Source organism: Sphingopyxis sp. (assembly GCF_040216815.1).
In the GTDB taxonomy this organism is placed as follows: Bacteria; Pseudomonadota; Alphaproteobacteria; order Sphingomonadales; family Sphingomonadaceae; genus Sphingopyxis.
In genome coordinates this window covers 407931-419829 of record NZ_JAVJOJ010000009.1, presented here as the reverse complement: position 1 = coordinate 419829, position 11899 = coordinate 407931, and the positions used below count along the sequence as shown (strand labels likewise).

The window sequence follows — 11899 nt, the reverse complement described above, 5'->3', positions numbered from 1 at the left end:
GCTATTTCGCCGCCTTCTTCAGCGCCGCGCGCACCAGTGCGTCGAGGCTTGCCCCCGCGCCCAATTCCTCGCTCGCTGCCGCCACAGCAGCGCTCGCTTCGCCGGGTTTGAAGCCAAGGCCGGTGAGCGCGGCGACTGCATCGCCCAGCGGTCCTGATGGGGTGCCCCTGGCCGGACTCGAACCCGCGATGCCGCCGAGCGCGCCCGCCTTGTCCTTGAGTTCATGCGCGATGCGCTGCGCCAGCTTCGGGCCGACGCCGTTGGCGCGCGCGATCATCGCGGCGTCGCCACTGGCGAGCGCTCGTTGCAGGTCGCCGATCTCCAGCGCCGAGAGGATCGCGAGCGCGACCTTCGCGCCGACGCCCTGCACGCTGGTAAGCAGGCGGAACCAGTCGCGTTCCTCGGCCTTGGCGAAGCCCAAGAGGCGGAGGAAATCCTCGCCGACGAGCATTTCGGTGTGGATGGTGACGTCGCCGCCGACGGGCCCCAGGGCGTCGAGCGTGCGCGCCGATGCTTCGACCAGATAGCCGACGCCGCCGACGTCGATCACCGCATGGCCAGCGCCGCTGCTGTCGAGCCGTCCGGTGAGTTTCGCGATCATCTTGCCTGCCTAGCGCGGGGAGAATGAAAAGGGAACAGTTTCCCTGCTTCGTCATTCCGGACTTGATCCGGAATCCTTTCCCGCGCCGTCCCTATGGACCCCGGATCAAGTCCGGGGCGACGATGTTTAGAGGCGCGGGCGATGGTTCGCATGACAGATCGCGACCGCCAGTGCGTCCGCTGCATCCGGCCCCGCGACCCTCGCGCCCGGCAGTAGCACGCGCAGCATCGCCTGCACCTGTTCCTTCGCCGCGCCGCCGGTGCCGACGATCGCCTTCTTGACGAGGCGCGGGGCATATTCGGCGACGGGTAGCCCGCCGCGCGCGCAGGCGAGGAGGGCGACGCCGCGTGCGTGGGCGAGTTTCAGCGTCGATTGCGGATTGTCGTTGACGAACACCTCCTCGACCGCCGCGCTGACCGGTGCATGGTCGGCGATGACGGCGGCGAGGACGGTGTCGAGATGGGCGAGCCGGTCGGGCAGGGGCGCCTTGGCGTCGGTCTTGACCTGGCCGTTGGCGATGTGGGTCAGGCGGCTGCCCTCGGCGCGGATGATGCCCCAGCCGGTGCAGCTGAGCGAAGGGTCGAGGCCGAGGATGATCATGTTGGGCCGTTCGTGTCGAGCGGAGTCGAGACACCCCGAAGGCGCGCACGACCTATAGGCATCTCGACCTCCACCTCGGGTGGAAGTTTATCCCGAGCGCCTGTCAAGGCAGCCGAGGGGCTCGACGCGAACGGGTTTTGGCGTTTAGCCAAGCTTTTCCATCACCGCGTCGGGGATTTCATAATTGCCCCATACGGTCTGGACATCGTCGTCGTCGTCGAGCGTGTCGATCAGCTTGAACAGCGTCTGCGCGACGCTTTCGTCGGCGATTTCGCTCTTGAGCGTGGGGCGCCAGGCGAGCTTGACGCCTTCGGCCTCGCCGAGCTTGGCTTCGAGTGCTTTCGCGACTTCGTGCAGCGAATCAACGCTGGTCCAGATGTCGTGGCCGTCCTCGGACGATTCGACATCGTCGGCGCCGGCGTCGAGCGCGGCTTCGAACACCGTGTCGGCATCGCCCGCGCCCTCCGGATAGCTGATGAGGCCGAGGCGGTCGAAACCGTGGCTGACGCTGCCCGAGGTACCGAGATTGCCGCCATTCTTGCTGAAGGCGGTGCGCACATTGGTTGCGGTGCGGTTGCGATTGTCGGTCAGCGCCTCGACGATCAGCGACACGCCGCCGGGGCCATAGCCTTCGTAGCGGATTTCCTCGTAATTATCGCCTTCGCCGCCGCTCGCCTTGTCGATCGCGCGCTGGATATTGTCTTTGGGCATCGACTGGGCCTTGGCGGCGTTCACGGCGGCGCGCAGGCGCGCGTTCGCGTCGGGATCGGGCAGACCCATTTTCGCCGCGACGGTGATTTCGCGGCTGAGTTTCGAAAAAAGGGCGCTGCGCTTTTTGTCCTGCGCGCCCTTGCGGTGCATGATGTTCTTGAATTTACTATGGCCGGCCATGGCTCTCTTCTCTGCGGCTGGGAGGAACTGCGCGCGCTTACATCAGGACCGATCGTCAAAGCAACCGCTGCCACCACCCGACATCGCGCCAGCCGCCCATTTTCCAGCCGACCTCGCGGTAGATTCCGACCGGCGTGAAGCCCATCGCTTGATGCAGGCCGATGCTGGCATCGTTCGGCAGGGCAATGCCCGCAAAGACCGCATGGATATTGCGTTTCTTCAGAATCGGAAACAGCGCCTCGTAAAGCCGCCGCCCAATTCCCGCGCGCGCAAAGGCCGCGTCGAGATAGATCGCGACATCTGCGGAGGTCGCGTAGGCTTCGCGCGTTCGGTGCGGGGAGCCATAGGCGTACCCCGCAATTTTCCCCTCGACCTCGGCGACCAGCCAGCCATGGCTGGTCCCATATTGCTCTATCCGGCGCGCTACTTCCGCCGCGTCAGGCGGGCAGTGTTCAAAACTGACCCACGTGTCGGTGACATAGGGCGCGTAAATCTCGGCGCAACGCGCGGCATCGCCCCTTGTTGCGGGCCGGATACCGGCGCTCACCCCAGCATCACCGCTGTTCCCGACGCGCTGACCATCAGCATCGAACCGTTCTGGCCCAGCACTTCATAATCAAGGTCGACACCGAGCACCGCGTCGCCGCCAAGGCGTGCGGCCTCGGCCTCCATCTCCCCTATCGCTTCCTTGCGCGCGCGGGCGAGGACGTCCTCATATTTGCCCGAACGGCCACCGACGATGTCGGTGATCGAAGCAAAAAGATCGCGGAACAGGTTGGCGCCGACGATTACCTCGCCGGTGACGATGCCCAGATATTCGCGGACCGGGCGGCCTTCGATCGTGGGGGTCGTGGTGCTGAACATCGTCACTCTCCTGCTGGCTGCGGGGAAGGCGTCAGTCGATGCCGAGCGCCGACTTGTAAACGTCGAGGATCGCTTCCATTTCCTTGCGGTCGTGGACCGGCATTTTCCTGAGGCGGACGATCTGGCGCATGATCTTGGGATCGTAACCGTTGCTCTTGGCTTCGTTATAGGTGTCGCGGATATCGTCGGCGATGCCTTTTTTCTCTTCTTCCAGACGCTCGACGCGCTCGATGAAGAGGCGCAGTTGTTCGTCGGACACGGTGGCTTCGCTCATTATATACTCCGCTTAGGATGAAAGGTGATGGGACGAGAATCGCCTCGGCGCCCGATTAGCGGCGTCAGGGATTCTTCGCCATGCTTTCTTCCATCCGTGCAAGCTGTTCGGGCGTTGCGGCGATGTGAAAGCGTGCTTTCCACTCCGCGGTCGGCATGCCGTGGACGATTGCGCGGCCCGTCTCCTTGTCCATGTCACCGGCCTCGGCGATCCAGTCGCCCAGACAATTGCGACAGAAACCCGCTAGCCCCATCAGGTCGATGTTGGCGGCGTCGTGGCGATGCTGGAGCAGGCGGACGAGGCGGCGGAACGCAGCGGCGGCGACCGCGTCATCGAGCGTATCGAGCGCCGCATCGGGGGCTGTCTGATCGTCGCTGCAGGACATGGAAATTTCCTTCGGCCGAGTGGTTGAATAGCTATACGCGGCTTGCCTAGGCGGGGGCAACGCGCTTAGGCAAGCGCCAGTTACATCGCAGCCTTCCGGAGCATTTGTGGCCCAGAGCTTTACCCCCCGCCAGCGCAAGGTGCGCATTCTGGCGACCCTTGGCCCCGCGAGCGCCAATCCCGATATGATTGCGGCGCTGCACCGCGCGGGCGCCGATGCTTTCCGCGTCAATATGAGCCATGGCGACCATGCGGGACACGCAAAGGTGATCGCCGCGATCCGCGCGCTGGAAAAGGAGACCGGGCGCCCGACGACGATCCTCGTCGATCTGCAGGGTCCGAAGCTGCGCGTTGGGACGTTCAAGGATGGTCCTGCCGAGCTTGCGAAGGGCCAGCTCTTCGTTCTCGACACCGACAAGGCGCCGGGCGATGCGGGCCGCGTCCACCTGCCGCACCCCGAACTGTTCGCCGCGCTCGAACCCGATACCCGGCTGCTCATCGACGATGGCAAATTGGTGCTCCGCGTGAAAGATGTGGCGGCGGACCGGATCGAGACGGTCGTGGAGGTCGGAGGCAGGATTTCGGACCGCAAGGGCGTCAATGTGCCCGACGTGGTCGTGCCGCTCGCCGCGCTCACGGAAAAGGATCGCAAGGACCTGACCTTCGCCCTCGAACAGGGGGTCGACTGGATCGCGCTGTCGTTCGTGCAGCGCCCGGAGGATGTCGCCGAGGCGCGGCGCCTGATTGGCGGCAAGGCGGCGTTGCTCGTCAAGTTCGAAAAGCCTTCAGGGGTACAGCGGCTGGAGGAGATACTCGAGATCGCCGACGCGGCGATGGTCGCGCGCGGCGATCTGGGCGTCGAGCTGCCGCCCGAAGCGGTGCCGCCGCTGCAAAAGCGGATCGTCGCGGCCGCGCGGCGGATGGGCAAGCCCGTCGTCGTCGCGACGCAGATGCTTGAATCGATGATTGTCTCTCCCTCGCCGACGCGCGCCGAGGTCAGCGACGTCGCGACCGCCATCTATGACGGCGCCGATGCGATCATGCTGTCGGCCGAAACGGCGGCGGGCGCCTGGCCGGTTGAGGCGGTGACAATGATGGATTCGATCGCGCGTTCGGTCGAGGGCGATCCCGACTATTTCCGCCGCCTCCACTTCACCGAAACCGCGCCCGATGCGACAACGGCCGATGCACTGGCCGAGGCGGCGGGGGCGATCACGGGAACGATCGGCGCCGACGCGATCATCTGCTTCACCTTTTCGGGGTCGACCGCGCGCCGCGTCGCGCGCGAGCGGCCGGGCGCGCCCCTGCTCGTGCTGACGCCGAAGAAAGAGGCAGCGCGGCGCATGGGGCTGCTGTGGGGTGCCCATGCCGTGCCGACGAAGGACATCGGCAGTTTCGAAGAGATGATCGCGAAGGGCAAGCGCATGGCGCTGCGCCACGGAATCGGCAAGGCAGGCGCGAAGCTGGTGATGATGGCAGGGGTTCCCTTCGGCACGCCGGGGTCGACGAACGTGCTGCACGTGGCGACGCTGACCGGCGACGAGCTGCGCGGCTATAGCTGAGTTTTGCTCGCATTTTATCCGTCATCCCGGCGAAGGCCGGGATCTCACCCTGTTGATCTATCGCACCGGCGAGATGCCGGCCTTCGCCGGGGTGACGAGTGGGAGCGAACGACGGATTGTGATTCAGTCCGGCACAAAAGTTATCGGCCGATTCACAAAATTTTCCCGTTGATTCAGTTCGGGACGGAGTAAGATGGTAAACGCTCTTTGCACCATTGACGCCGCGCGTCATAGTTGGTGCAGAGAGTGTGTCGGGCCCGCGTCGGGGGGCTCTGCAACACCATTTCGGAGGTCCAATCCGCGTGTCCGCACCGTTCCGTTTTCCGCGCTTCTTCGTGACGAGCCCCGCACCTTGCCCCTATCTGGCGGGAAAGACCGAGCGGAAGGTGTTTACCGAGCTGAGCGGCAATAATGCGAGCGAGCTTAACGACGCGCTCGGCCGGATCGGCTTTCGTCGCAGCCAGTCGGTCGCCTATCGCCCGAGCTGCGCCGATTGTTCGGCGTGCGTGTCGGTACGCGTCTGCGCGAACGAATTTGCGCCGAGCAATTCGCAGAAGCGCAATCTGCGCCGCAACGGCGACCTGATCGTCACGGCGTGCAAGCCGTGGGCAACCGAAGAACAATATGCGCTGCTCCGTTCCTATCTCGCCTCGCGCCACCCCGAGGGCGGCATGGCCGACATGGACGAGCAGGATTTCGCCGACATGGTCGAACAAACCCCCGTCGATTCCTATATGGTCGAATATCGCGAGCCTACCGTCGACGGCAGCAAAGGGCGGCTCGTCGGATGCTGCCTGACCGACCGGCAGGGCGATGGGCTGTCGATGATCTACAGCTTCTTCGACGCGCACCATCCGATGCGTGAGGGGCTGGGCACTTTCATCATCGCCGACCATGTTCTGCGCGCGGGGAAGGCGGGGCTACCCTATGTCTATCTCGGCTACTGGATCGAAGGGTCGGCGCGCATGGCGTACAAGGCGCGCTTCCGCCCGCTTGAAAAGCTCGGCCCCGACGGCTGGTCGCGGTTCGAGCCGACGCCGTCGGAGCGTATCGCGGCGATGTTCGAGCTGGCCTGATTGGTGGTCGTTTTGGAGTGGGGCGTTGCCCTCCCGTATCCGCGATCCCGGCCTTCGCCGGGATGACGACTGAATTAAGATTTGGTTTCGGTCGTTCGCGTCTTCTGATCGTCAAAGATTGCGAACGGCTCGCAGCAGTGGGAATCGCCGCGTCGCCGGTTGACCTTTTCCCGCATTCAAGGGCATAGCTTGACGACAGGACATAAATCCGGGTCGCATCCAGAGTTTTTGGTCGCTTAGGGGTAAGCGATTGGGGGGAATGGGATGCCCGAGCACGCGTTCGCCAGCGTCTTGATTGTGGACAGGCCCTTGGGCCGCGAAAGCGCGCGCGCATGAACGAACCGGCCCCGCTGGATCGCGTCAAGGTCGCGATCATCGGATCGGGGCCCGCCGGGCTCAGCGCGGCGTCGCGTGCGGGGCAATTGGGCATGAGCCACGTCCTGCTCGAAAAAACCGATCATCTTTCCGACACCATCTTCAAATATCAGAAGGGCAAGCGGGTGCTCGCGACGCCCGAACGGCTCGACCTGCGCTCCGATTGCCGTTTTGCCGAGGGTGCGCGCGAACATATCCTCGGCAATTGGGACGAGGATGCGGCGAACAACAAGGTCAATGTCGCCTATCACGCCGAAGTCACCGAGGTGACGGGCGCGAAGGGCGGCTTCGCGATCAAGACGGCGAAAGGCGAAGTCTACCACGCCGAAACGATCGTGCTGGCGATCGGTACGCAGGGCAATCCGAACCGGTTGCGTTGCGAGGGATACGACCTGCCGCATATCATCTATCAGGTCGACGACCCCGAAGATTTCAAGGACAAGCATATCACCGTCGTCGGATCGGGCGACGCGGGGATAGAAAATGCGCTGGGCGTTGCCGAAGAGGCGCTGGAGAACAGCGTTACGATCCTTAACCGCTCGAAGGATTTTGCGCGCGCGAAAGCGAAAAATGTCTCCGATATGATGGAAGCGGGCGAAAACGGGCTGATGAGCATCCGCACCGAGACGCAGCCCAAAAGGGTCGAGCCGGGTTTCCTGACGCTTGAAACCCCCGACGGCGACGAGACCATCCCGTGCGACATAATCGTCGCGCGGCTGGGGTCGGTCGCGCCGCGCGGCTTTGTCGAGTCGATGGGGATCGAGTTCACCGGGCCGGACCGCGAGGCTTTTCCGAAGCTTTCGCCCACCTTTGAATCGACCGTCCCCGGCATCTTCGTGATCGGCGCGCTCGCCGGTTATCCGCTGATCAAGCATTGCATGAACCAGGGCTATGACGTCGTCGAGTTCATCAACGGCAATACCAGCCTGACGCCCGCGGACGAAAAGGACCTGGCAGCGATCTTTGCCGATCTTCCGCAGAAGAAATCGGTGAGCGAGTGGCTGGAATATCTGCGCGAGCGCGTGCGCATCTTTGCCGATGTGTCGCCGCTGCAGATGCGCGAATTCATGCTCGATTCGAAGGTCGCCTTTTACCGCAAGGGCGATGTGGTGTTCGAAAAGGGCGAGCCCGGATCGTCGCTGTTCGCCATTGCCGACGGGTTTGCCGAGGTCGAAGTCGGACCGGATATTACGGTCCCGATCGAACAGGGGTCTATTTTCGGCGAGGTCGGACTGATCTCTGGCCGCAAGCGGGGGGCGACGATCCGCGCGGGCGAGGACAGCATCTTTGTCGAGGTGTCGCGCACCGCCGCGCTCAAGCTGATGGGGTCGGTGCCGGGGGCCAAACGCGCGATCAACCGCATCTCGCTCGAGCGGCAATTGCTCCAGATATTCAAGGGCGGGCTCACCCCCGCCGACCTCGAACCCGTGCTGGACGATGCCGAGGTCATCCGCGTCCCCGCGGGCAAGGTCGTGCTCGAAGAGGGCGACGAAGGCGACGACATCTATGTCATCCGTTCGGGTTCGATGGTGGTCGAGAAGGATATTGGCGGCAAGCCGATCTTCCTCTCCTATCTGCCCGCCGGCAGTTTTTTCGGAGAGATGGCGGTGCTCGGCGGCGGCAAGCGCACCGCGACGGTCAAGGCAGCAGTCGGCAGCGAGATTATCAAGCTGAAGGGCGAGGGTTTCCGCCAGATGCTCGCGGCGCGGCCGCAGGTCCGCGCCGCGACCGAGGCGGCGGCGGCCGAGCGCATCACGCGCAACAATTTCATCGAATCGCGCAAGGCGAGCTATTCGAGCGCGGTCGACCTTTATTCGGATACGGCAAGCTTCATCATGAAGGAGGGGCTGGGGGAGGCGACCGATGCGCTGCTGATCGACGAAAATCTGTGCGTCGGCTGCGACAATTGCGAAAAGGCGTGCGCCGACAGCCATGAAGGATTGTCGCGGCTCGACCGCGAGGCGGGGAAGACGTTCGCGCATCTTCATGTGCCGACAAGCTGCCGCCATTGCGAACATCCGCACTGCATGGCGGATTGCCCGCCGAATGTGATCCACCGCGGACCCGACGGCGAAGTGTTCATGGAGCCGGGCTGCATCGGCTGCGGCAATTGCATGCGCAACTGCCCCTATGGCGTGATCCGCATGGAGGCGGCGCCGCCCCCGAAACCGGGCCTGCTGAGCTGGCTGCTGCTCGGCAAGGGACCGGGGCCGGGCGAACCGTCGCCCAAATGGACCAAGAAGCAGCTGGGCGACGAAAAGCCCAAGAAGATCGCGGTCAAATGCGACATGTGCAAAGGCATATCGGGGGGCCCCGCGTGTGTGCGGGCGTGCCCGACGGGCGCCGCGATCCGCGTGTCGCCCGAGGAGTTTCTGTCGATCGCGCGGCTCGAAGAGGATGCGGGCTGATGGCGACCTTGTTCAAACGCCGCCGCGCGCGGGCGACGCAGACCGAACGGGTGCGCGAGCGGCGGCACGAGGGGTTCCTTCGCTATGCGGGTTTCCGCTGGGCGAAGATTTCGGGCGGACTCTGTCTGCTGGTCATTCTGTCCTACGCGCTGGTCGACGTGACGCCGCGGCATAATGGGGGGAGCTGGTACGGCTATACGCTCGGCACGATCGGGGCGGGGCTGATTCTGTGGCTCACCGCACTCGGTTATCGCAAGCGCAAGATGACGCGCGATCACTGGTCGCTGAAAGCCTGGACCTCGGCGCATGTCTATCTGGGCTTGAGCCTGATCGTCGTCGGTACCTGGCACACCGGATTCCAGCTCGGCTGGAACGTCCACACGCTTGCCTGGGCGCTGATGATGCTGGTGATCCTGTCCGGCCTTTATGGCGTGATCGTCTATGCGACGCTACCGCAGGCGCTGTCGAATAATCGCGAGCAGATGACGCAGATGCAGATGCTTGAGGCGATCCGCGCCTTTGACCGCCAGCTGCACAGCGCGGCGCAGCCGTTGACGCCCGAGGATACCGCCCCGGTGCTCGCGGCGCTGGGCGAAGATCCGTTCGCGGGCGGGATCGCCGCGCGGCTGCGCGGACGCTATCCGAATTGCGCGACCGCGGCAGCACTGCGCGCGCTCCGCCTGCCCGGCAGCAGCGATGCGGAGGCGCGCGAAAAGGTCGTCAGGCTGCTCCAGCAGAAGGAGGCGGCACTCGCGCGGTTGCGCCAGCACCTCCGGATTCGAGCGCTGCTCGAAATATGGCTCTATGTGCATGTGCCGCTGACCTTTGCGCTGATCGCGGCGCTGTCGGCGCATATCGTCAGCGTTTTCTTTTACTGGTGAGGCGGCGGATATGAGCTTTATCCTGCGCCGTATTGCGACGACCAAGACGGGCAAGCAGATCATTCGTGATCAGCCGCTGCCCGGCGAAACGATCACGCTCGGCCGCGATGCGGGGAATGCGGTCCATGTCGCCGACCTTGCGGTCAATCCACACCATGCGACGATCGAGAGCGGTGACGGGCGCACCGTGCGCGTGACCGCGCGCGAAGGGCTGGGGTTCGACCTCAACGGCCGGACCGAAACGGTCGCCGACATCGACAGCGCCGCAGGGGGCGAGCTGCGTTTCGGCGGGCACCGGCTGACCATCGCGCGCGAGGAGGAAAAGATCATTCTGCTCGTCGAGCGCATCGACGAGCTGTCGCAATCGTCGAAGGACGTCGACGAGGCGAAGGCCTTTTCGCTGCAGGGCGTGATGCCCGGCAAGCGGCTGGGGGCGTGGGTCTTTGCCGCCGCGATGCTGCTCGCCTTCCTGATCGGGCCGATCTGGGCGTGGTACAGCTATAAAAATGTCGATGAACGCCCGGACGGTTATCACGCCGACAGCGCCTGGCTGTCGGGCCCGCTGTCAAGCGCACACGCCAATCTGAAAAACGACTGCCAGTCGTGCCATATCGAGCCGTTCGTTGCCGTAACCGATACCGCGTGCGTCAATTGCCACACCGGCGAGCATAAGGCGATGAGCATGGCGCACGCGAACGCGCCGACGGCGATGCTGCTCGCGGCGCGGCACCCGCCGGGGATGGGTGAGCGGATATTGGCGGGATTTGCCAAGACCTTCAACAAGCCGCAGGGCCGCTGCGTCGATTGCCATACCGAACATGAAGGCGCGGGGCCGATGGCGGCGACGCCGCAGACATTCTGCGCCGATTGCCACGATGGTATGTCGGCGCGGTTGAAGGCGGCGGGGCATCCGACCATGCTGGCCGACGCTGCCGATTTCGGCACGGGCCACCCCGAATTCCGACCGCTGGTACGCCCGGCGGCGGGCGGCAATCCGGTGCGCACGACGCTGGCGAAGGGGGTGGTTGACTATAACGGCCTCAAATTCCCGCATGACCTGCACTTGCAGAGCACCGGAGGGGTTGCGCGGATGGCCGCCAGTTTCCGCGGGCGTTATGATTTCGGGCAAAAGCTCGAATGCGAAAACTGCCACCGCGTCGAGGCCGACGGCGTGCGCGTGAAGCCGGTCGAGATGGAACGCGACTGCGCAATGTGCCACAGCCTCGCGTTCGAGACCGTCGGCGGCGTGACGCGCACCTTGCGCCATGGCGAGCCCGATCAGGTCGTCGCCGACCTTACCGCTTATTACCGCTCGACGCCGCCGAGCCGCCCGCTCCAGCTCGGCGGAATGCAGCGGCGGCGGCCGGGCGCCTATGCCGAGGGGCAGGTCTATAACATCTATTTCAACGAGGTTGCGGTGCGTCCGCGCCGGGCGCAGGATGCGGTACGCGCGGTCTTTTCCAAAGGCGGGGCTTGTTATGACTGCCACACGATCTTTGCCCCCCAAATGGGCAATGGCTGGCGCATTGCTGCGGTGAACCAGACTCCGCGCTATTTGCAAAAGGGCTGGTTCGACCATGACGCGCACAAGGAAACGGCATGCGCCGACTGCCATACCGCGGCCCCGGCGTCGAAGGCGTCGAGAGACCTGCTTATCCCCGGCATCCGCCAGTGCCGCGATTGCCATGTGGGCGGGGACGGGGCGCGGCTGGTCAAGGTCGAAACCGCGACCGAATCGCCATGCGCCATGTGCCACGAATATCATGCCGACGGCGGCCAACCGTGGACGCCTGCGCGTCAGCGAAAGCTTAACCGCGCGGCAACCACAAATAAACGCGCCGATGCTATTCCGAGTGTGAGCGCGATCACAGGTGGCGTTCCGCGCGGCCTTTATGATGTGACGTGGCGCACACCCCTCTTGCATGGGGCAAGACGGGGCGGGTGAACGATCGGGACCGGGGCAGCCGGTGACAGCAGGGGACG

At 64.5% G+C, this 11899-nt stretch carries 12 protein-coding genes; 5 read left to right on the top strand and 7 right to left on the bottom strand.

Going from position 1 to position 11899, the window contains the following annotated elements; genetic code table 11:
- Position 1: 1 nt before the first annotated feature.
- The 7 genes from ruvA to RIA72_RS12480 all read right to left on the bottom strand — a co-directional run bounded on the left by ruvA (position 2) and on the right by RIA72_RS12480 (position 3615).
- Positions 2-601, bottom strand: coding sequence for a Holliday junction branch migration protein RuvA (gene ruvA, locus RIA72_RS12510; protein ID WP_350032388.1), 600 nt, complete (start codon positions 599-601; stop codon positions 2-4).
- A gap of 126 nt (positions 602-727) precedes the next feature.
- Positions 728-1201 (bottom strand): crossover junction endodeoxyribonuclease RuvC, encoded by a 474-nt coding sequence (gene ruvC / locus RIA72_RS12505; protein WP_350032387.1) that lies wholly within the window; start codon positions 1199-1201, stop codon positions 728-730.
- A 144-nt stretch (positions 1202-1345) separates the two neighbouring features.
- The gene (locus RIA72_RS12500) at positions 1346-2092 is read right to left on the bottom strand and encodes a YebC/PmpR family DNA-binding transcriptional regulator (RefSeq protein ID WP_350032386.1); all 747 of its coding nucleotides are present in this window, start codon (positions 2090-2092) and stop codon (positions 1346-1348) included.
- A 55-nt stretch (positions 2093-2147) separates the two neighbouring features.
- Entirely contained in the window at positions 2148-2639 is a 492-nt protein-coding gene (locus tag RIA72_RS12495; RefSeq protein WP_350032385.1) for an arsinothricin resistance N-acetyltransferase ArsN1 family B, read from the bottom strand.
- A complete protein-coding gene (locus RIA72_RS12490) occupies positions 2636-2956 on the bottom strand; it encodes a YbjQ family protein (protein ID WP_350032384.1) in 321 nt (106 codons plus the stop codon). Before RIA72_RS12490 ends, RIA72_RS12495 begins: the two co-directional genes overlap by 4 nt.
- 31 nt (positions 2957-2987) lie before the next feature.
- Positions 2988-3230, bottom strand: coding sequence for a DUF2312 domain-containing protein (locus RIA72_RS12485; RefSeq protein WP_350032383.1), 243 nt, complete (start codon positions 3228-3230; stop codon positions 2988-2990).
- Positions 3231-3294: 64 nt separating this feature from the next.
- A complete protein-coding gene (locus RIA72_RS12480; protein ID WP_350032382.1) occupies positions 3295-3615 on the bottom strand; it encodes a DUF1244 domain-containing protein in 321 nt (106 codons plus the stop codon).
- Positions 3616-3721: 106 nt separating this feature from the next.
- Here RIA72_RS12480 and pyk point away from each other — a divergent pair, with 106 nt between their 5' ends.
- From pyk to RIA72_RS12455, 5 genes are all read left to right on the top strand, one after another.
- Positions 3722-5176, top strand: a complete 1455-nt coding sequence (pyk, locus tag RIA72_RS12475; RefSeq protein WP_350032381.1) for a pyruvate kinase — start codon at positions 3722-3724, stop codon at positions 5174-5176.
- Between the two features lie 302 nt (positions 5177-5478).
- Positions 5479-6252 carry an arginyltransferase gene (locus RIA72_RS12470; protein ID WP_350032380.1) on the top strand — a complete coding sequence of 258 codons (774 nt, stop codon included), beginning with the start codon at positions 5479-5481 and terminating at the stop codon, positions 6250-6252.
- Positions 6253-6584: 332 nt separating this feature from the next.
- Positions 6585-9035, top strand: a complete 2451-nt coding sequence (locus tag RIA72_RS12465; protein WP_350032379.1) for a cyclic nucleotide-binding domain-containing protein — start codon at positions 6585-6587, stop codon at positions 9033-9035.
- Positions 9035-9916, top strand: coding sequence for a hypothetical protein (locus tag RIA72_RS12460; RefSeq protein ID WP_350032378.1), 882 nt, complete (start codon positions 9035-9037; stop codon positions 9914-9916). Before RIA72_RS12465 ends, RIA72_RS12460 begins: the two co-directional genes overlap by 1 nt.
- Positions 9917-9926: 10 nt before the next feature.
- Positions 9927-11861, top strand: a complete 1935-nt coding sequence (locus RIA72_RS12455) for a cytochrome C (protein ID WP_350032377.1) — start codon at positions 9927-9929, stop codon at positions 11859-11861.
- Positions 11862-11899 lie beyond the last annotated feature (38 nt).

What these genes read in the sequence shown, in the direction of transcription:
- ruvA (WP_350032388.1), bottom strand. Translation starts at nt 601, where the DNA reads ATGATCGCGAAACTCACCGGACGGCTCGACAGCAGCGGCGCTGGCCAT.
- ruvC (WP_350032387.1), bottom strand. Translation starts at nt 1,201, where the DNA reads ATGATCATCCTCGGCCTCGACCCTTCGCTCAGCTGCACCGGCTGGGGC.
- RIA72_RS12500 (WP_350032386.1), bottom strand. Translation starts at nt 2,092, where the DNA reads ATGGCCGGCCATAGTAAATTCAAGAACATCATGCACCGCAAGGGCGCG.
- RIA72_RS12490 (WP_350032384.1), bottom strand. Translation starts at nt 2,956, where the DNA reads ATGTTCAGCACCACGACCCCCACGATCGAAGGCCGCCCGGTCCGCGAA.
- RIA72_RS12485 (WP_350032383.1), bottom strand. Translation starts at nt 3,230, where the DNA reads ATGAGCGAAGCCACCGTGTCCGACGAACAACTGCGCCTCTTCATCGAG.
- RIA72_RS12480 (WP_350032382.1), bottom strand. Translation starts at nt 3,615, where the DNA reads ATGTCCTGCAGCGACGATCAGACAGCCCCCGATGCGGCGCTCGATACG.
- RIA72_RS12465 (WP_350032379.1), top strand. Translation starts at nt 6,585, where the DNA reads ATGAACGAACCGGCCCCGCTGGATCGCGTCAAGGTCGCGATCATCGGA.
- RIA72_RS12460 (WP_350032378.1), top strand. Translation starts at nt 9,035, where the DNA reads ATGGCGACCTTGTTCAAACGCCGCCGCGCGCGGGCGACGCAGACCGAA.
- RIA72_RS12455 (WP_350032377.1), top strand. Translation starts at nt 9,927, where the DNA reads ATGAGCTTTATCCTGCGCCGTATTGCGACGACCAAGACGGGCAAGCAG.